Raw genomic sequence first — 18,454 nt, forward strand, 5'->3', positions numbered from 1 at the left:
CTTTTTAACTTTAGACTTTAGTCTAGAGAACAGATTTAAACTGCTCTAAGAAACGCACGTCGTTTTCATAAAACATTCTAATATCTGGTATTTGATATAATAGCATTGCAATACGCTCTATACCCATACCAAAAGCATAACCAGAATATTTTTCAGGATCTATATTGGCATTCTTTAATACGTTAGGATCTACCATACCACAACCCATAATTTCTAACCAACCAGTACCTTTAGTAATTTTATAATCTACTTCGGTCTCTAAGCCCCAGTAAATATCTACTTCAGCACTTGGTTCAGTAAATGGAAAATAAGACGGACGCAATCTAATTTTAGACTTACCAAACATCTCTTTAGTAAAGTATAATAAAGTCTGCTTTAAATCAGCAAACGAAACATCAGTATCAATATACAATCCTTCAACTTGGTGAAAAATACAATGTGCTCTCGCAGAAATATCTTCATTTCTAAACACACGTCCAGGAGAAATAGTTCTAATAGGAGGCTCATTCGCTTCCATATATCTTACCTGCACAGAGCTAGTATGTGTACGTAATAAAATATCTGGATTTTGTTCAATAAAAAATGTATCCTGCATATCTCGTGCAGGGTGGTATTCTGGTAAGTTTAAAGCAGTAAAATTATGCCAATCATCTTCAATCTCAGGCCCTTCAGAAACAGTAAAACCAATTTTGGAAAACACCTCAATAATACGGTTTCTAACCAAAGATATAGGATGACGAGAACCGAGTTCAATTGGTTCAGAAGGCCTAGTTAAGTCACCATATTTGGCTTCGCTTCCTGCCGTGTCCTCTAAAGACTCGTTTAGAGTTTTAACTTTATCTGTCGCTACAGTACGCAAACGATTTAAAGCTTGCCCTAAATCCTTTTTCATAGAAGCATCTACATTTTTAAATTCAGCAAACAAATCTTTTAAAATTCCTTTGCTACCTAAATATTTAATTCTGAATGCCTCAATCTCTTCTTTAGTGGCAGCATTAAATGCCTGAACATCACCAATTAATTCCGTTACTTTATCTAACATACACCGTTTGAAATTAGACCGCAAATTTACATTTTTTTACTGATTAACATCAATAAACTTTGTATTGAAAATGGTCAAAAAAATAGCTGTAAAAAAGTAGTAATAAAATGGTTCGAAAAGGACCTCAAAATATCAAATTAATTATATTTGCACTATAAATTATAAAAATAGCAAAAAAGCATATTCAATATTATGGAAAAAATAATTTCAGACTTTATGGATGAGGTTCGTGCTCGTAACCAGCACCAACCAGAATTTTTACAAGCTGTGCAAGAAGTTGCAGAAACTGTAATTCCATATATCGCGAAGCACGATATTTATTATGGTAAGAATATTCTATTGAGAATGGTTGAGCCAGAGCGTGCTATTACTTTTCGTGTGCCTTGGGTAGACGATAAAGGAGAGATTCATGTAAACCGTGGTTATAGAATTCAGATGAACTCTGCAATTGGTCCTTATAAAGGAGGATTGCGTTTTCACCCATCTGTAAATATGAGTATCCTAAAATTCTTAGCTTTTGAGCAAGTATTTAAAAATTCTCTAACAACACTACCTATGGGTGGTGGTAAAGGTGGTTCAGATTTTGATCCCAAAGGGAAGTCTGATGACGAAATAATGCGTTTTTGTCACAGCTTTATGGCAGAACTTTGCCGTCATATTGGACCAAATACAGATGTTCCAGCTGGAGATATTGGAGTTGGGGCTCGTGAAATTGGTTTCCTATTTGGTATGTATAAAAAAATGAGAAATGAGTTTACAGGAGTATTAACAGGTAAAGGACGTTCTTGGGGTGGTTCATTAATTCGCCCTGAAGCCACAGGATATGGTACGGTGTATTTTGCACAAAGCATGTTATCGACTAAAAGAGATAGTTTTAAAGGTAAAACAGTGGTTATTTCTGGTTCAGGTAACGTTGCACAATTTGCGGCAGAAAAGGCAACTCAATTAGGAGGTAAGGTAATTACGCTATCTGATTCTTCCGGATATATTATAGATAACGACGGAATTGATGCTGAAAAATTAGCACACGTTATGTATCTAAAGAATGAAAAACGAGCTCGTATTTCTGAATATGTTGAGAAGTATCCGTCAGCAACTTTTGTAAAAGGCGAGAAACCATGGTCTGTTAATTGTGATGTTGCTTTACCATGTGCAACTCAAAACGAGTTAGATGGCGAATCGGCGAAGGCTTTATTAGAACATGGTTGCATTTGTGTCGCAGAAGGAGCGAATATGCCATCGACACCAGAAGCAATTCACGAATTCCATGAAGCAAAAATATTATTTGCACCAGGTAAGGCATCTAATGCTGGTGGTGTTGCAACATCCGGTTTAGAGATGTCTCAAAACTCATTACGTATTTCTTGGACAAGAGAAGAGGTTGATGAAAGGCTTAAGGGAATTATGTCTGATATCCACGATTCTTGTATAGAATTTGGTAAAGAAGAAGACGGATTCATAAACTACGTAAAAGGAGCAAATATTGCTGGCTTCGTAAAAGTAGCAGATGCTATGCTAGCGCAAGGAGTAGTATAAAACTTTTTTAATTCAAATACATCAAAAAAGGCTGATACAAATTAATAGTATCAGCCTTTTGCTTTTATTTTAAACCTACAAGCTTAAGTGCTTTTTCTAAGAGTTCAGGATTGTTTTTAATGTAATCCATTACTTTTTGAACCATTTCGGGGTTATCTTTTACATATTGAATTACCTTATCCATGGCGTTAGGATTATTTTTAATCACCTCAGCCATTTTTTCCTTAGTATCTGGATTTTTTTTAAGATAATCGATTGCTTTTGATCGCAATTCTGGGTTATTCACTATTTGTTCTTTCACCATTTTTTGTACATCGGGTGAATCAAATAGAGCTTTCATTTGTTCTGTATCTGTTTGCTTTGAAAGAGATGAAGAACTAATTTTTGGAATGGATTGGGCATGAGAATTCATAAACCCAAAAGCCATTAAAAAGCAACAAATGAACAGAGTTTTTTTCATAGTTTAAATTTTATAATTAGGTTGTTAAAGATACGAAATAATTGTACACAATTAAATTATCTTTGAATACTTGGATTCAAACAATACATATCGCAAAATAATTCATGTAGATATGGATGCTTTCTATGCCTCTGTTGAGCAATTAGATAATCCAGAGCTTAGAAATAAGCCTTTAGCTGTTGGTGGAGGCAGTGAGCGGGGTGTAGTTTCTGCCGCGAGTTATGAGGCGCGAAAATTTGGTGTACGATCTGCCATGAGCGGAGTGTTAGCAAGAAAGAAATGCCCGCATTTGATTTTTGTAAAACCTAGATTCAATCGATACAAAGAAATTTCTAAACAAATTAGAAGTATTTTTTTTGAGTATACAGATTTAGTGGAGCCTTTATCTTTAGACGAAGCCTATTTAGATGTAACTCAAAACAAAATGGGAAACCCATCAGCATCCTTAATTGCAGAAGAAATTCGAATCAAAATTTTTGACAAATTACAATTGAGAGCCTCTGCGGGAATCTCATATAATAAGTTTTTGGCCAAAATAGCTTCAGACATAAATAAACCTAACGGACAAAAAACGATTCCTCCAGAAGAGGCTTTAGAGTTTTTAGAAAACCTTCCTATTCAAAAGTTTTACGGTATAGGTAAGGTAACCGCCACTAAAATGTATAACCTAGGAATTTTTACAGGTAAAGAGCTCAAAGAAAAGTCAGAAGAGTTTTTAACTGAACACTTTAAAAAGTCTGGTACACATTACTATGAAATCGTTCGAGGTATACATAATAGTAAGGTAAAACCGGATCGTATTCCAAAGTCGGTAGCAGCAGAACATACGTTTCATACCAATCTAACTTCAGAAGTATTTATGTTGGAGCGTTTAGATCAAATTGCAGACGAGCTTGAACGAAGACTTGAGAAATCAAAACTAGCAGGGAAAACAGTGACATTAAAAATTAAATACAGCGATTTTACTACTCAAACAAGAAGTAAAACATTGCCGTATTTTGTAAAAGACAAAAGCATGTTGTTAGATACCGTGAAAGAATTATTGTATCAAGAACGCATGAAAAATTCCGTACGTTTGTTAGGTATTTCGGTTACTAATTTAAATGTAAACACAAAGCAAAAAGAAGAGGTGTTAGACGTGCAATTAAAGTTAGAGTTTTAACAATGATTAGAGTAGAAAGAACAAATTCTAAAAGCGATGACTTTGTAAAACTTGTATCTGAATTAAATGCTCATTTAAAAATTATGGATGGAGATGAGCATGAGTTTTACATGCAATTCAACAACATAGATGTTTTAAACAATGTGGTTGTATTGTACGAAAACTCCAATGTTGTTGCCTGTGGAGCGCTCAAATGGTATAACGATGAAATTGCCGAACTAAAACGCATGTATGTTAAAAAAGATGCACGAAGAAAAGGCTATGCGGGTATGGTATTAAAAGAATTGGAAGTTTGGTCTAAAGAATTGGGGTATAAAAAATGTATGTTAGAAACAGGAAAACGCATGAGCGATGCCGTTGCTTTTTATGTAAGTAACCAATATGTGCGTATACCAAATTTCGGACAGTATAAACACAAAGGCGATAGTATTTGTTTTGAAAAAACGATATAAATGAATTATAGTTATTGGGAAATAAAATCTTGGTTTAGCGATATTGATTTTGCGATTATTGGTAGTGGCATTGTTGGTTTGTCTACAGCATATCAGTTAAAAAAGAAATATCCGAATAGCAACATTATCATTTTAGAAAAAGGTCAATTACCTCAAGGAGCAAGTACAAAAAATGCTGGATTCGCTTGTTTTGGGAGCTTATCTGAAATTGTAAGTGATTTAGAAAACCATTCAATTGCAGAAGTTGTTGATTTGGTTCAAAAACGTTGGGTGGGATTAAATTTGCTAAGAGATACGCTTGGTGATGACGCTCTGAGATTGCAGCAATTTGGAGGATACGAATTGTTTTTGGACTCAGAATCTTTTGATAAGAATAAGGAACAATTAATTGCGATAAACAGCTATTTAAAACCAATTTTTAAATCTGATGTATTTGGTATACAACCTAATAATTTTGGATTTGAAAATATACATGATCAACTTGTTTTTAATCAGTTTGAGGGTCAGTTAGATACTGGCGCAATGATGCAAGCTTTGATTCGAAAAGTACAGTCTTTGGGAGTTAAAATCTTAAACAATGCTGAGGTGAATTATATTGACGATTTTGGAACTGTACAATTGGCAAACGATTTTTCTTTTTACGCTGATAAAATTATACTTGCAACTAATGGGTTTTCTTCTGAATTCTTACCAGAAGATGTGCAACCTGCAAGAGCTCAAGTTTTAATAACTGAACCCATAAAAGATTTAAAAATTAAGGGAACTTTTCATTTGGATGAAGGGTATTATTATTTTAGAAATATTAATAACCGTATTCTATTTGGGGGAGGGAGAAACCTAGACAAAAAAGGTGAAGAAACTTCAGAATTTGGAACAACTCATCTGATTCAAAATAAATTAAAAGAGCTATTAAAAGATGTTATTTTACCTAATCAAGAAGTCGCTATTGAACACACTTGGAGCGGTATTATGGGAGTAGGCAATCAAAAGAGCGCTTTGGTAAAGCAGGTTTCCAATAATGTGTACTGTGGCATTCGATTAGGAGGAATGGGTGTTGCTATTGGCAGTAGCATCGGTAAAGAAGTTGCAGATTTAATTTAATTAATGGAGCTAAAACAACGGTTATATAATTATTGCCAACAGTTTGTTCAAACTAAACTTGATACGCTTGAAAGACGAATAGATTCTCTTAAAGGAGATTTAAATTCGGAAACAAAAAGTTCGGCTGGAGATAAGCACGAAACAGGTAGAGCTATGTTGCAATTAGAAATGGAAAAATCAGGTGCTCAACTTCAAGAAGCTTTACAAATGAAAGGGCAATTAGAGCGCATAAACCTTGAGGCTTCTGAGGTCGTTCGTTTAGGTAGTTTAGTGCAAACTAACACAGCAGCATATTTTATAGCAATCAGTGCAGGTCAAATTGCAGTAGACGGTAATTTATTTTTCGCCGTTTCTGCAAATTCTCCAATAGGTAAAGAACTTCTTGGCAGGGCAGTTAATGATGAATTCTCTTTTGCCGAAAGGAAGATTAGAATTAAAAAGATAGCATAAAAAACCCGCTCATATGAACGGGTTTTTAGTTTCATAATTTATCCTTTTATTTTTTCATTTGATGCTTCTGGTAATTCATCAAACCCCATGTTTTTAAGGGTAAAACTAAAGATGTCTGCATACTGTTCAATGGTTTTAGAAACTGGAGTTCCGGCACCATGACCAGCATCTGTTTCAATTCTAATTAAAGTAGGATTATCGCCACTTTGCTTTGCTTGTAATTCTGCTGCGAATTTAAAACTATGTGCAGGAACTACTCTATCATCATGATCTCCAGTAGTTACCAATGTTGCAGGATATGTCACCCCTTCTTTCACATTATGAACAGGAGAATAGCCTTTTAAATATTCAAACATTTCTTTATTGTCTTCTGCCGTTCCGTAGTCATACGCCCAACCAGCACCAGCGGTAAAGGTGTGGTAGCGCAACATGTCCATAACGCCAACTGCAGGTAAAGCCACCTTCATTAATTCTGGTCTCTGCGTCATGGTTGCCCCAACTAATAAACCTCCATTAGAACCCCCTCTTATAGCTAAGTAATCAGAAGAAGTATAGTTTTCAGCAATTAAATATACAGCCGCCGCTATAAAGTCATCAAATACATTTTGCTTTTGCATTTTTGTTCCAGCAACATGCCATTTTTTACCGTATTCTCCACCTCCTCTAAGATTAGGTACAGCATATACACCTCCCATTTCCATCCAAACAGCATTAGCAATACTAAAGCTAGGGTTCAAACTAACATTAAACCCTCCATAACCATAAAGAATGGTTGGATTTTTTCCATTTAATTCAAGTCCCTTTTTAAAGGTAATTATCATTGGAACTTTTGTTCCGTCTTTTGATGTGTAAAAAACTTGTTTGCTCTCATAATCACTACTTTTAAAGTCAATGGCAGGTTCCCAATACAATTCAGAATCGCCAGTTTCTACATTGTATTTATAAATACTAGACGGGGTACTGTAGTTTGTAAAGGAATAGTAGTCTATTTTCGCATCTTTTTTACCGCCAAAACCACCAGCATTTCCTATTCCAGGTAATTTCACATCTCTTATAAATTTTCCATTGTAATCGTATTGTTTTACTCTAGAAACAGCATCAACCATATATTCAGTAAAAAAGTATCCGCCACCAGTTGAAGGAGAAAGTACATGCTCTGTTTCTGGAATGAAATCAACCCAATTTTCTGGTGTAGGGTTGGCAACATCAACAGTTACTATTCTCATATTTGGAGCATCTAAATCAGTAACGATATAAAGCTTTGACCCTACGTTGTCAATAACATAAGAGTTGTTGTCAGTATTGTTCACTATAGCTTTAAATCCGCTTTTCTTTTTCTTTAAATCTTTAATAAACATTTTAGTGCCATATGTGGATACTCTAGCATATAATAAAAGATATCTATTATCTTCAGTTACGCTTGCTGAAACATATCTATGTTTTTCTGCATCTGTACCACCATAAATCAAAACATCCTTTTTTTGAGATGTGCCTAATTTGTGATAATATACTTTGTGTTGATCTGTTTTAGCAGATAATTCACTTCCCTTAGGTTTGTCATAACTTGAATAGTAGAACCCTTCATTTTTGTACCAAGACACACCGCTAAATTTTACATCTACCAAGGTGTCTTCAACAATTTCTTTAGTTTCGGCATTCATAACAATAATCTTTCGCCAATCAGAGCCCCCTTCTGAAATTGAGTAGGCAGCGAGCTTTCCACTTTTTGAAAACGACAATCCAGCTAGAGATACAGTACCATCTTCTGAAAAAGTATTTGGATCTAGAAACACTTCAGGTTCTTCATCTCCTTTTCTTCGATACACTACATATTGGTTTTGTAGCCCATTGTTTTTGTATGAATAGGTATAATCACCTTCTGTAAATGGCGCACCAATTTTCTCGTAATTCCATAGTTTTTCTAAACGTTCTTTTACTTCATTTCTATATGGAATGTTATCAAGGAAATCAAAAGTCACTTTATTTTGACGTTTGACCCAATTACCCGTTTCTTCAGACATATCGTCTTCTAACCATCTATATGGGTCTTTTACTTTCGTTCCAAAATAATCAGTAACGGTGTCAACTTGCTTAGTTGTAGGGTATTCTATATTGTTCAATTGTTCTTTGTTTTGGTTGGTAGAGCAAGAGATTGTTAAAATCCCTAAGGCCAACATTGGTAAAACTGTTTTCATTTGTTTGAATTTTACTCAAAAATAATGAAAATTATAGAGTAAGTAGTTAGTAACATTCGTGACAATTGGCTCTGTAAGAAAGTAGTATTTTTGTCGTCAAAAGAGTGGTTAAAAAAGACAGATATGACAGAGTTATTGACACAACAAACCTTTTTTGATAAAGTGTTTGACTACAGTAAAAACAAAGATTGGAAATTTGAAGGCGATAAACCTGCAATTGTAGATTTCTATGCAGATTGGTGCGGACCATGTAAAATGATAGCGCCAATTTTAGAAGAACTTTCAGAAGACTATAAAGGCAAAGTTGATATTTACAAAGTAGATACAGAAGCAGAAAGAGAATTGTCTGCGGCATTTGCAATTCGAAGCATTCCTTCTATGTTGTTTATTCCTAAAGACGGTCAGCCACAAATGGCACAAGGCGCTTTACCTAAAGTAGAATTAGAGCGTATTATTAAAGAAGTATTAGGTGTAGAGAAGTAATTCTACAGAATTTAAAGAATTAAAAAAATATCTCTTTTAAAATAATTAAAGGGATATTTTTTTATTAAAAAATTGAGACTATATTTGTAACCATTGTGTAAGGTTGTATAATATGGTTACTAAAGATTATTATTCGTTAAATGAAGTATCTCAAATACTTGGAAAAAGTAAAGAAACTTTAAGACGCTGGGATAGAGAAGGCAAATTTATTGCTGTAAGAGAGCCTATTAGCCAATACCGAATATACAAAAAAGACCAAATAAATGAGTTGTTAAATCAACTTTCAATTGATTATCAAGACACAGTAGATAATTTTGTAAAGCCACTGAAGAAATATTCTGTTTTAGAGTTATTTGCTGGGGCTGGAGGGTTAGCAGTTGGTCTTGAAAAATCAGGAATTGAATGTGTAGCACTAAATGAAATTGATAAATGGGCGTGCCATACCTTAAGAAAGAATAGACCAAAGTGGAATGTTTTAGAAGGAGATATAAGAGATTTTGATTTTTCTAATTATCAAGATAAAGTAGATATTGTTACTGGAGGTTTTCCGTGTCAAGCATTTAGTTATGCTGGTAAAAAGTTAGGGTTAGAAGATGCAAGAGGCACTTTATTTTATGAGTTTGCAAGGGTGGTAAAAGAAGTGAACCCACTAATTTGTGTTGGAGAAAATGTTAAAGGTCTATTATCTCATGATAAAGGAAAAACCTTACAGGGTATGATTTCTATTTTAGATGAAATTGGTTATAATGTTGTTCCTGTTAAAGTTTTGAAAGCATTAAACTATAGGGTACCACAAAAAAGAGAGCGATTGATTTTGGTTGGTGTTAGAAAGGATATAAACCTTATGTATGAATATCCTTTACCACACAATAAAATATATAATTTAAAAGACGCCTTAAAAAAAGGAGAGTTATATGATAAAGATGTTCCAGAATCTTTGGGTTCATCTTATCCAGAGCATAAAAAGAAAGTACTTGATTTGGTGCCTCCAAAAGGTTATTGGAGAGATTTACCCTTAAATATTCAAAAAGACTATATGGGTAAAAGTTTTTATCTGGGAGGAGGTAAAACAGGAATGGCTAGAAGAATTGGTTGGGATGAACCATGCTTAACTTTAACTTGCAGTCCTGCGCAAAAACAAACAGAGAGATGTCATCCAGAAGAAACAAGACCATTTACAGTGAGAGAATATGCTAGAATTCAAACTTTTCCTGATAATTGGATTTTTGAAGGCTCAGTTTCTCAACAGTATAAGCAAATTGGTAATGCTGTTCCTTGTAACCTAGGTCAAGAAATAGGATACTCTTTAATAAAATTTTTAAATGAATATTACTTAAAAGAAAATAAAGTTGAATCTTCTATTTCTTTAGCTAAATCTGTATAACCTTTAATAAAAAAATCTTCAGTATCTAAGTTCAAAATCATTGAATCTAAATTTGAAACGAGTTTATCATAAAAACCAGAATAACCGGTTATTCTATACCAAAACTCTTTACCAATAATTACTGGGTATTGTGAATCTATTTTTTTATAGTGCTGACTCAACTGTTTTTCTTCTCCATACAGCACGCCTAAAATTAAATCTGAATTATTAAGATTCATAGAATTTGTTCTGGCCAAGTTTGTAACTGTTGTAAATTTTTGTAAAATAGGCTTAACATCTTCAGAGTTAATAGTATTTGGTCCAGATTTAAGCTGACACCATTTTTTACGATTGTCTACTTTATCAACAAACTCAATATCCATTCCTTTTATTAAAGAGCCTTCTGCTAAATTTAGCTCGACAAACATATTTTGTATGCGAGTACCAAAAGAAGTGTTTATTGAAGTTCCTAAAATTCTTGGGTAATAAAGAGCTTTTGCGATTCCTAATGCAGTGAAATCATCTTCAAGTATTTTTGACAAATACTTAACTATAATCGGATTTATTTTATACGATTTTAGTTTAGAGTGTATTTTTAAAGAATTGATTTTGTGGTTTTCAAAGATTGACTCTTCAAAATATTTAGTTACAATGTTGATTAGGTCTTTTTCATTCATAATTCAAATATATACTTTTAAATTTTAGGATTTACTAAAAGAAAGGTGCTTATGATTGCGTTGTTTACAGTCCTTAATTATTCCCTACCTTTGCGGCATGCAAACACCTAAGTTATCAGACTGGTTACCTACTACAAATCGCGAAGTAAAAATTCGTGGATGGGAAGAGTTAGATGTGATCCTGTTTAGTGGAGACGCTTATGTAGATCATCCATCTTTCGGTCCTGCTGTAATAGGTAGAATTTTAGAAAGCTATGGCTTACGTGTTGCCATTGTGCCACAACCTAGTGTGCACGATAACCTGCAAGACTTTACCAAACTAGGTACGCCTCGACTGTTTTTTGCAGTTACCGGTGGTTGTATGGACCCAATGGTATCAAACTATACCGCGAGTAAAAAAAGAAGAGATAAAGATGCTTATACTCCTAATGGAGACAAAGGGTTTAGACCAGATTATGCCACATCAGTCTATTCTAAGATTTTAAAAGAAAAGTTTCCTGATGTTCCTGTGGTTATTGGAGGAATTGAGGCTTCTTTGCGAAGAGTTACGCATTACGATTATTGGAGCGATCAATTAAAACCTACCATTTTAAAAGATTCAAATGCTGACTTGTTAGTGTATGGTATGGGAGAGCAACCTCTCAGAGAACTGGTTGAGCTGTTGCAAAAAGGAGTGCCTTTTGAAAGTATTAAAACCATTAAACAAACAGCTGTTTTAATTGATAAGCACGAGAAAGTTCCTAAGAATAAAAAGTGGAAAGATGTAACGATCAATTCTCATGAGGCCTGTTTAGCAGATAAAAAGACCTTTGCCTCAAATTTTAAGGTGATCGAGCAAGAGTCGAATAAACTCTATGCACGTCGAATTTTTCAAGAAGTAGGAGATGAGGTGTTGATGATTAATCCTCCTTTTCCAACAATGACAGAAGAGGAAATTGATGGGTCTTTTGATTTGCCTTATACTCGATTACCACACCCAAAATATGACAAACGTGGACCTATCCCAGCTTTTGAAATGATTAAATTCTCTATTAACATTCATAGAGGATGTTTTGGAGGATGTAGTTTCTGTACCATTTCGGCACATCAAGGAAAATTTATTGCAAGTAGAAGTCAAGAGTCGGTTTTAAAAGAGGTAGATAAGGTGGCCAACATGCCGGATTTTAAAGGTTATTTATCAGATATTGGTGGGCCTTCTGCTAACATGTATAAAATGAAAGGAAAGATTCAATCGATTTGTGATCGTTGTGTAGCTCCTTCTTGTATTTCACCGGTTATTTGTAGTAACCTTGACACATCTCACAAGCCTTTAACACAATTGTATCAGGCTGTTGATAAGCACCCAAAAGTAAAAAAATCATTTATTGGCAGCGGTATTAGGCACGATATGTTGGTGCCTGAATTCAATAAGAATGCTGATGCAAAAGAGTTAGATGATTATACAGAAGAGGTTATGAGCAAACATGTTTCTGGGCGTTTAAAAGTAGCTCCTGAGCACACATCTGATCCTGTATTAAAATTAATGCGAAAACCTTCTTTTAAGTATTTCCATAAGTTTAAAGATCGTTTTGATCGTATCAATAAAAAGCGAAAATTAAATCTTCAATTAATTCCATATTTTATTTCTAGTCATCCTGCTTGTGAGCCAGAAGACATGGCAAATTTGGCTGCTGAAACGAAAGACATGGGCTTTCAATTAGAGCAAGTACAAGGGTTTACTCCAACACCTATGACGGTTGCTACTGTAATTTATTACAGCGGGTACCACCCATATACTCTGGAGAAAATTAATACTCCAAAAACAAAAAAAGAAAAAGAAGAGCAGCATAAATTCTTCTTTTGGTATAAAAAAGAAAACCGCAAATGGATTAAAGACACTTTAACTAATCTTGGTAGAAATGATTTGTTAAAGGTGTTGCTTCCAGAAAACACTTCTTGGCGTAAAAATAAACCAGGTAAGACCAAACACACTTTTGATGACGCTATTCCTTCTAAAAAAGGAAAAGGAGGTAAAAACAAAAAGTACCGAAGTGTAATGAAGAAGCGCAGATAGAGCGTTGTCTGTACACTCCACTCATAATAATTAGAACCTTCGTTTAATTGCATCCCAACGGATGGATACAGAGAGTTCCCAATTGTATTGGTTTTTTCAGTTTCTAAGAAAAATCCACAAGCATCGGTATCCTTTACCAATTGCTTTGCTTGCTCAATTAATCCTTTTGAAACACCTTTTCCTCGGGCACCGACACTAACAAATAGATCGTTTAACAACCATAGTTTTTGCATACGTGTTGACGAAAATAAAGGATATAATTGTGTAAATCCTACGAGAGTTCCAGTTGAATCTTCTGCGACATAAATAATAGAGTCATTATTTTCAAATCGATTTGACAAGAATTCCCTAGCGTTTTTAACATCTGACGCTTTGCGATAAAAAACGCGATAGCCATCAAAGAGCTCACTCAATTGAGATAGGTCTTCAAGCGTTGCTTTTCTATATTTCATATGATGGTAATTTTGGTTAAAAGAAAACCCTCTTGAAAAATTCAAAAGGGTTTAATAGTATTCTGTTGCTCTGAAATTATTTCAGAGTATTTTTTTAATTACACCAGTTCATTTGCCACTAAATATTCTGCAATTTGTACTGTATTTGTTGCTGCGCCTTTTCTCAGGTTATCAGCTACAATCCAAAGATTTAAAGTATTAGGTTGCGATTCGTCTCTTCTAATTCTTCCAACAAACACTTCGTCTTTATCATTTGCATATACCGGCATCGGATACGTATTTGTATCTAAATTATCTTGCACAACAACGCCTGGGAATTCATGTAACAGTCTTCTCACATCCGCCAAATCAAAATCGTTTTCAAACTCAACATTAACAGATTCAGAGTGACCACCAGCGGTAGGAATTCTTACTGCTGTAGCAGTTACAGAAAAACTTTCATCACGTAAGATTTTTTTAGGCTCTTTTACCAATTTCATTTCTTCTTTGGTATACCCATTATCCATAAAGATATCACAATGAGGTATCGCGTTTCTATTTATTGGATAATGATAAGCCATTTCACCTTCAACACCATTCATTTCATTTTTTAATTGCTGCACTGCTTTTACACCGGTACCAGAAACAGATTGATAGGTAGAAACGATTAGACGTTTCATTTTGTAGGCATCGTGCAACGGAGATAAAGCCATTACTAACTGAATAGTAGAACAGTTTGGATTTGCAATAATCATGTCTTCTTTGCTCAACACATCTCCATTAATTTCTGGAACTACCAATTTTTTGGTAGGATCCATTCTCCATGCAGATGAATTGTCTACAACTTTACAACCTGTTTCAGCAAATTTTGGAGCCCACTCTAAAGATGTGTCGCCACCTGCCGAAAATAAAGCGATATCTGGTTGCATAGCTACAGCATCTTCTAAAGTAACTACGGTATAATCACTTCCTTTATACGGTAATTTTTTACCCGCAGATCTTGCAGATGCAACAGGAATTAATTCCGTAATTGGAAAATTACGCTCCTCTAAAACTCTTAACATAACTGTGCCAACCATACCTGTAGCACCAACAACAGCAACTCTCATTTTGTGTTTTTTTAATTTTGCGATGCAAAGATTAGAATTTTTAAGCATTCAAAAAGGTTTTAGAGAATTTTATTCAAAATTTTTCATATTGTTAAATAGTTAACAAATTAACTCTTAAGTAGCACATTTTTCAAAGAAAACTCCTGAAAATCAATCGATGTGATGTATCTTTGCACGAAATTTTTGTTTAACTAAATTGGTATAGCATGCAACTGTACAATAAGTTAAGCGCAAAAGAGCGCGCTGAATTAATAGATAAAGCGGGAAAAGACCGTTTGACCATTTCTTTCTATCAATATTTTAAGATAGAAAACCCTCAAATTTTTAGAGACCACCTTTTTATAGTGTGGGACAAACTTGAAGTACTCGGAAGAATATATGTTTCTTACGAAGGTATCAATGCACAACTTTCGGTACCTGCCGAGAACTTTAATGAATTCAAAGAGCACTTAGATAGCATCACGTTTTTAAAAGATGTACGTTTAAACATTGCTGTTGAGCAAGACAATAAGTCGTTTTTAAAACTAAAGGTTAAAGTTAGAAATAAGATTGTAGCAGATGGTTTAAATGACGACACTTTTGATGTAACCGACATAGGGGTGCATTTAAATGCTGATGAGTTTAACAAAATGTTGGCAGACCCTAATACAGTTTGCGTAGATATGCGTAACCACTATGAGAGTGAAATTGGTCATTTTGACGGTGCAGTTACACCAGATGTTGACACCTTTAGAGATTCTTTAGATATTATAGAAGAAGATTTAAAAGACAATAAAGAAGACAAAAACTTACTAATGTATTGTACTGGAGGTATTCGTTGTGAAAAGGCGAGTGCTTACTACAAGCATAAGGGGTTTAAGAATGTATTTCAGTTAGAAGGAGGTATCATTAATTACGTGCGTCAGGTAAACGAACAAGGTTTAGAGAATAAATTCAAAGGAAAGAACTTTGTGTTTGATCATCGTAGAGCTGAAAGAATTTCTGAGGATGTAATTTCTAATTGTCATCAATGTGGTGAACCTTGCGACACTCATGTTAATTGTGATAACGAAGCATGTCATTTGTTGTTCATTCAATGTGAATCTTGTCAAGAAAAAATGAACACTTGCTGTTCAGAAGCATGTAAAGAGGTGGCCGCCTTGCCTTATGAAGAACAAAAAGCTTTGAGAAAAGGAAAAGGAAACAGCAACAAAATATTTAAGAAAGGTCGCTCAGAAGCACTGAAATTTAAAAACTAGCAAGATGGAGAAGATAGAATTAATGGCACCTGCAGGGAATTTCGAATCGTTGCAAGCGGCATTAGATAGTGGTGCAGACTGGATTTTGCAGTAGAGCACTGTAAAATGTAACCAAAGTAATCAAGTGTTAAAAAGAAGTTATTGATGATTATTAAGTAGGCACCGATACAAAATAGAAAGTAAAATATTGGATTACGGAATTATAAAAAGTCTACAATCGTGGTTTTTGAAGTGTTTATTATTTGAGGTAAAAATTAGGATTAAGGAATAAAGATTTATGTAGTCATGAAACATAAAAAAGGTGTATTTAAGTACAATTATGCATTATTTTCCAATGCCAAAAATTAGTAATTCTAAAATCGAAGCATATAATTAACTATTGGAGATACGATTTTAATTACAGGTCCTGCAACTGGAGTTAAGGCACTTGAAGTAACAGAAATGTTTGCAAATGACCAAAAAGGGTCAAAAGCACAAAAAGGTGACTCAGTAACTACACCAAAAGAATTTAGAATTCGCCCATCTGATAAGCTTTATAAAATCTTTGAAAACAAAGTATAGGCTTAATGGTTGTTATTACCTTACAAAAAGCAAAATATACAGGCTGTAACTATTGTGTACAATTGGCACCTGGTCAATTTCAAATGTCAAGAAAAGACGGCAAATCTGTATTGTTGCATTCTAAAGAGAAAAATGTTTTTACGATTAAATCTCTAGATGAAAACATCTATTACGACAGCAAAAAAGCACAAGATGCTTGCCCTGTAAAAATTATAGATGTTAAGCAGGTTTAATTTTTCAGTAACCCTCTTTCTTTTTTCATATCTTTACCAATTAGAGATAATAAATAGTTGAATCCCTAATGTCTTAAATACGTTGTGTTTAGACATTTAATAATATATAAATATGGGCTGTACAAGTTGCTCAACTGATACCAACGGCGTACCAAAAGGCTGTAAAAGTAATGGTAGCTGCGCCACTGGAAGTTGTGATAAATTAACAGTTTTCGATTGGCTTTCTAATATGACTTTACCTACAGGTCAAGCACCTTTTAACATTGTTGAGGTACGGTTTAAAAACGGTAGAAAGCACTTTTATAAAAGCGAAAAACTTCAAATAATTATGGGAGACGTGGTTGCTGTTGAAGGTAATCCAGGTCATGATGTTGGTACCGTTTCTTTAACTGGGGAGTTGGTGCGAATTCAAATGCGTAAAAAGAAAATAACAGAAGATAGTGATCAGGTTAAGAAAATTTACCGCAAAGCTTCTCAAAAAGACATAGATGTTTGGCAGAAGGCTAGAGAAAAAGAAATTGAAACGCAAAGAAGAGGTAGAGAAATCATCTTGCGTTTAGGTCTTAAAATGAAATTATCTGATGTAGAATATCAAGGCGATGGCAATAAGGCTACGTTTTACTATACCGCAGACGATCGAGTAGATTTCCGTCAATTAATTAAAGATTTGGCTAGTGCTTTTCGCATTCGTGTTGAAATGAAACAAGTGGGACTGCGTCAAGAGGCTGCTCGTTTGGGTGGCGTTGGTTCTTGTGGTAGAGAGCTGTGTTGTTCAACTTGGTTAACTGATTTTAGAAAGGTAAATACTGGTGCAGCGCGTTACCAACAGCTTTCTTTAAACCCACAAAAACTTTCAGGACAATGTGGTAAATTAAAGTGTTGTTTAAACTTTGAATTAGACACCTATCTAGATGCTCTAAAGCATTTTCCTAAAAAAGATACCATTCTAAAAACGGAAAAAGGAGATGCTGTATTTGTGAAGATGGATATCTTTAAAGAAGAGTTCTGGTACACTTATAAAGACGAATCTTTTAAGTGGTATAAGTTAGATCTTGATCAGCTAAATGAAATTATTGAAATGAATAAAGGAGGAGAAGTAATTTCATCTCTAGAAGATTTTGAACTAGAAGCCAATGATGATTCTAAACTTAGCTTTGAAAATGTTGTAGGTCAAGATAGCTTAACGAGATTTGATCAACCAAAGCGCAAGAAAAAAAGAAGAACCCCTAGAAATAAAAAGCAAGGATCTAAGCCTTTAAATCAAGGGCAAAATCAGAAACAACGTTCATCGAAGCAGAAGCCTAAACCTCAGCAAAAAAAACAAGGGCCCAAAGCTTCTGGAGAGGGTAAAAAGCCAAATCAGAAAAGAAGAAACAATAATAGAAACAGAAATAGAAAACCAAATAACAAAAACAACAATGCTGAATAGAATTTTGTATTTGTTAATGCTAGTAGTTATAGTAGGGTGCGATAGCAATCGTACTTATGACAGTTATGTTTCTGTAAAAAACAATTGTTGGCTGCAAGAAGACGAGGTTACTTTTGATATTCCGATAACAGATACCATTCAGAGGCAGCATGTTTTTATTAATATTAGAAACAACAAAGATTATGAGTTTAGTAACCTGTATTTAATAGCCTCTATGCAATTTCCAGAGGGCATGACTGTTGTTGACACGCTTGAGTATGAAATGACAGATAAGCAGGGATATTTTTTAGGCTCCGGATATACTGATATTAAAGAAAACAAATTATTTTATAAAGAAAACGTTGTGTTTCCAACTTCTGGAAATTACATTTTTAAAGTGGCACATGCTATGCGTAAAAATGGCAATATTCACGGTTTAGATTCGTTAAAAGGTATCACCGATATTGGCTTGCGAATAGAATCTGTAACACCTTAAATTT

Annotated in this window: 17 protein-coding genes and 1 pseudogene; 12 read left to right on the forward strand and 6 right to left on the reverse strand. The window is 34.3% G+C overall.

Translation table 11 applies throughout. The features are described 5' to 3' along the window. Nucleotides 1-22 precede the first annotated feature (22 nt). Nucleotides 23-1,042 carry a phenylalanine--tRNA ligase subunit alpha gene (gene pheS, locus ACYQ5R_RS04880; protein WP_460189800.1) on the reverse strand — a complete coding sequence of 340 codons (1,020 nt, stop codon included), beginning with the start codon at nt 1,040-1,042 and terminating at the stop codon, nt 23-25. Nucleotides 1,043-1,234: 192 nt separating this feature from the next. Here pheS and gdhA point away from each other — a divergent pair, with 192 nt between their 5' ends. Beyond that, nucleotides 1,235-2,578, forward strand: a complete 1,344-nt coding sequence (gene gdhA / locus ACYQ5R_RS04885; protein WP_460189801.1) for an NADP-specific glutamate dehydrogenase — start codon at nt 1,235-1,237, stop codon at nt 2,576-2,578. A gap of 64 nt (nt 2,579-2,642) precedes the next feature. On the opposite strand, the gene ACYQ5R_RS04890 is transcribed toward gdhA, so the two are convergent. Then, a complete protein-coding gene (locus tag ACYQ5R_RS04890; protein ID WP_460189802.1) occupies nt 2,643-3,038 on the reverse strand; it encodes a hypothetical protein in 396 nt (131 codons plus the stop codon). Between the two features lie 70 nt (nt 3,039-3,108). Between ACYQ5R_RS04890 and dinB the strand changes: the two genes are divergently transcribed. From dinB to ACYQ5R_RS04910, 4 genes are read left to right on the forward strand one after another with little or no spacing between them, the layout of a single operon-like run. Next, nucleotides 3,109-4,200, forward strand: coding sequence for a DNA polymerase IV (gene dinB / locus ACYQ5R_RS04895; protein ID WP_460189803.1), 1,092 nt, complete (start codon nt 3,109-3,111; stop codon nt 4,198-4,200). Between the two features lie 2 nt (nt 4,201-4,202). Beyond that, complete coding sequence (locus ACYQ5R_RS04900) at nt 4,203-4,652, forward strand: GNAT family N-acetyltransferase (RefSeq protein ID WP_460189804.1); 450 nt, start codon at nt 4,203-4,205, stop codon at nt 4,650-4,652. Next, nucleotides 4,653-5,753 (forward strand): NAD(P)/FAD-dependent oxidoreductase, encoded by a 1,101-nt coding sequence (locus tag ACYQ5R_RS04905; protein WP_460189805.1) that lies wholly within the window; start codon nt 4,653-4,655, stop codon nt 5,751-5,753. Nucleotides 5,754-5,756: 3 nt separating this feature from the next. Next, nucleotides 5,757-6,203 (forward strand): 3-oxoacyl-ACP synthase, encoded by a 447-nt coding sequence (locus tag ACYQ5R_RS04910; protein ID WP_460189806.1) that lies wholly within the window; start codon nt 5,757-5,759, stop codon nt 6,201-6,203. A gap of 38 nt (nt 6,204-6,241) precedes the next feature. Here ACYQ5R_RS04910 and ACYQ5R_RS04915 read toward each other — a convergent pair whose 3' ends face one another. Continuing rightward, nucleotides 6,242-8,398, reverse strand: a complete 2,157-nt coding sequence (locus tag ACYQ5R_RS04915) for a prolyl oligopeptidase family serine peptidase (protein WP_460189807.1) — start codon at nt 8,396-8,398, stop codon at nt 6,242-6,244. A gap of 123 nt (nt 8,399-8,521) precedes the next feature. On the opposite strand from ACYQ5R_RS04915, the gene trxA reads away from it, so the two are divergent. Both trxA and dcm read left to right on the forward strand, forming a co-directional pair. Then, complete coding sequence (gene trxA / locus ACYQ5R_RS04920) at nt 8,522-8,881, forward strand: thioredoxin (protein WP_460189808.1); 360 nt, start codon at nt 8,522-8,524, stop codon at nt 8,879-8,881. 112 nt (nt 8,882-8,993) lie between these two features. Next, nucleotides 8,994-10,265 (forward strand): DNA (cytosine-5-)-methyltransferase, encoded by a 1,272-nt coding sequence (dcm, locus tag ACYQ5R_RS04925; RefSeq protein WP_460189809.1) that lies wholly within the window; start codon nt 8,994-8,996, stop codon nt 10,263-10,265. On the opposite strand, the gene ACYQ5R_RS04930 is transcribed toward dcm, so the two are convergent. After that, nucleotides 10,211-10,921 (reverse strand): PmeII family type II restriction endonuclease, encoded by a 711-nt coding sequence (locus ACYQ5R_RS04930; RefSeq protein ID WP_460189810.1) that lies wholly within the window; start codon nt 10,919-10,921, stop codon nt 10,211-10,213. The genes dcm and ACYQ5R_RS04930 overlap by 55 nt on opposite strands. Nucleotides 10,922-11,018: 97 nt before the next feature. Here ACYQ5R_RS04930 and ACYQ5R_RS04935 point away from each other — a divergent pair, with 97 nt between their 5' ends. Next, on the forward strand, nt 11,019-12,974 hold the full coding sequence (locus ACYQ5R_RS04935; protein WP_460189811.1) for a YgiQ family radical SAM protein: 1,956 nt from the start codon (nt 11,019-11,021) through the stop codon (nt 12,972-12,974). Between the two features lie 65 nt (nt 12,975-13,039). Here the strand turns inward: ACYQ5R_RS04935 and ACYQ5R_RS04940 are convergent. After that, nucleotides 13,040-13,426 (reverse strand): annotated as a pseudogene (locus ACYQ5R_RS04940) (GNAT family N-acetyltransferase); the annotation flags it as partial. A 98-nt stretch (nt 13,427-13,524) separates the two neighbouring features. Then, entirely contained in the window at nt 13,525-14,514 is a 990-nt protein-coding gene (locus tag ACYQ5R_RS04945) for an aspartate-semialdehyde dehydrogenase (RefSeq protein ID WP_460189812.1), read from the reverse strand. A gap of 206 nt (nt 14,515-14,720) precedes the next feature. Between ACYQ5R_RS04945 and trhO the strand changes: the two genes are divergently transcribed. The 4 genes from trhO to ACYQ5R_RS04965 all read left to right on the forward strand — a co-directional run bounded on the left by trhO (nt 14,721) and on the right by ACYQ5R_RS04965 (nt 18,450). Then, nucleotides 14,721-15,752, forward strand: a complete 1,032-nt coding sequence (gene trhO, locus ACYQ5R_RS04950; RefSeq protein ID WP_460189813.1) for an oxygen-dependent tRNA uridine(34) hydroxylase TrhO — start codon at nt 14,721-14,723, stop codon at nt 15,750-15,752. Between the two features lie 566 nt (nt 15,753-16,318). Continuing rightward, nucleotides 16,319-16,546, forward strand: a complete 228-nt coding sequence (locus ACYQ5R_RS04955; RefSeq protein WP_460189814.1) for a ferredoxin — start codon at nt 16,319-16,321, stop codon at nt 16,544-16,546. A 112-nt stretch (nt 16,547-16,658) separates the two neighbouring features. Then, nucleotides 16,659-17,975, forward strand: coding sequence for a PSP1 domain-containing protein (locus tag ACYQ5R_RS04960; protein WP_460189815.1), 1,317 nt, complete (start codon nt 16,659-16,661; stop codon nt 17,973-17,975). A gap of 16 nt (nt 17,976-17,991) precedes the next feature. Next, entirely contained in the window at nt 17,992-18,450 is a 459-nt protein-coding gene (locus ACYQ5R_RS04965) for a gliding motility lipoprotein GldH (RefSeq protein WP_460189816.1), read from the forward strand. Nucleotides 18,451-18,454: the final 4 nt, after the last annotated feature.

It is taken from the genome of Urechidicola sp. KH5 (assembly GCF_054661455.1).

What these genes read in the sequence shown, in the direction of transcription:
- pheS (WP_460189800.1), bottom strand. Translation starts at nt 1,042, where the DNA reads ATGTTAGATAAAGTAACGGAATTAATTGGTGATGTTCAGGCATTTAAT.
- gdhA (WP_460189801.1), top strand. Translation starts at nt 1,235, where the DNA reads ATGGAAAAAATAATTTCAGACTTTATGGATGAGGTTCGTGCTCGTAAC.
- ACYQ5R_RS04890 (WP_460189802.1), bottom strand. Translation starts at nt 3,038, where the DNA reads ATGAAAAAAACTCTGTTCATTTGTTGCTTTTTAATGGCTTTTGGGTTT.
- ACYQ5R_RS04900 (WP_460189804.1), top strand. Translation starts at nt 4,203, where the DNA reads ATGATTAGAGTAGAAAGAACAAATTCTAAAAGCGATGACTTTGTAAAA.
- ACYQ5R_RS04905 (WP_460189805.1), top strand. Translation starts at nt 4,653, where the DNA reads ATGAATTATAGTTATTGGGAAATAAAATCTTGGTTTAGCGATATTGAT.
- ACYQ5R_RS04910 (WP_460189806.1), top strand. Translation starts at nt 5,757, where the DNA reads ATGGAGCTAAAACAACGGTTATATAATTATTGCCAACAGTTTGTTCAA.
- ACYQ5R_RS04915 (WP_460189807.1), bottom strand. Translation starts at nt 8,398, where the DNA reads ATGAAAACAGTTTTACCAATGTTGGCCTTAGGGATTTTAACAATCTCT.
- trxA (WP_460189808.1), top strand. Translation starts at nt 8,522, where the DNA reads ATGACAGAGTTATTGACACAACAAACCTTTTTTGATAAAGTGTTTGAC.
- dcm (WP_460189809.1), top strand. Translation starts at nt 8,994, where the DNA reads ATGGTTACTAAAGATTATTATTCGTTAAATGAAGTATCTCAAATACTT.
- ACYQ5R_RS04930 (WP_460189810.1), bottom strand. Translation starts at nt 10,921, where the DNA reads ATGAATGAAAAAGACCTAATCAACATTGTAACTAAATATTTTGAAGAG.
- ACYQ5R_RS04935 (WP_460189811.1), top strand. Translation starts at nt 11,019, where the DNA reads ATGCAAACACCTAAGTTATCAGACTGGTTACCTACTACAAATCGCGAA.
- ACYQ5R_RS04945 (WP_460189812.1), bottom strand. Translation starts at nt 14,514, where the DNA reads ATGAGAGTTGCTGTTGTTGGTGCTACAGGTATGGTTGGCACAGTTATG.
- trhO (WP_460189813.1), top strand. Translation starts at nt 14,721, where the DNA reads ATGCAACTGTACAATAAGTTAAGCGCAAAAGAGCGCGCTGAATTAATA.
- ACYQ5R_RS04955 (WP_460189814.1), top strand. Translation starts at nt 16,319, where the DNA reads ATGGTTGTTATTACCTTACAAAAAGCAAAATATACAGGCTGTAACTAT.
- ACYQ5R_RS04960 (WP_460189815.1), top strand. Translation starts at nt 16,659, where the DNA reads ATGGGCTGTACAAGTTGCTCAACTGATACCAACGGCGTACCAAAAGGC.
- ACYQ5R_RS04965 (WP_460189816.1), top strand. Translation starts at nt 17,992, where the DNA reads ATGCTAGTAGTTATAGTAGGGTGCGATAGCAATCGTACTTATGACAGT.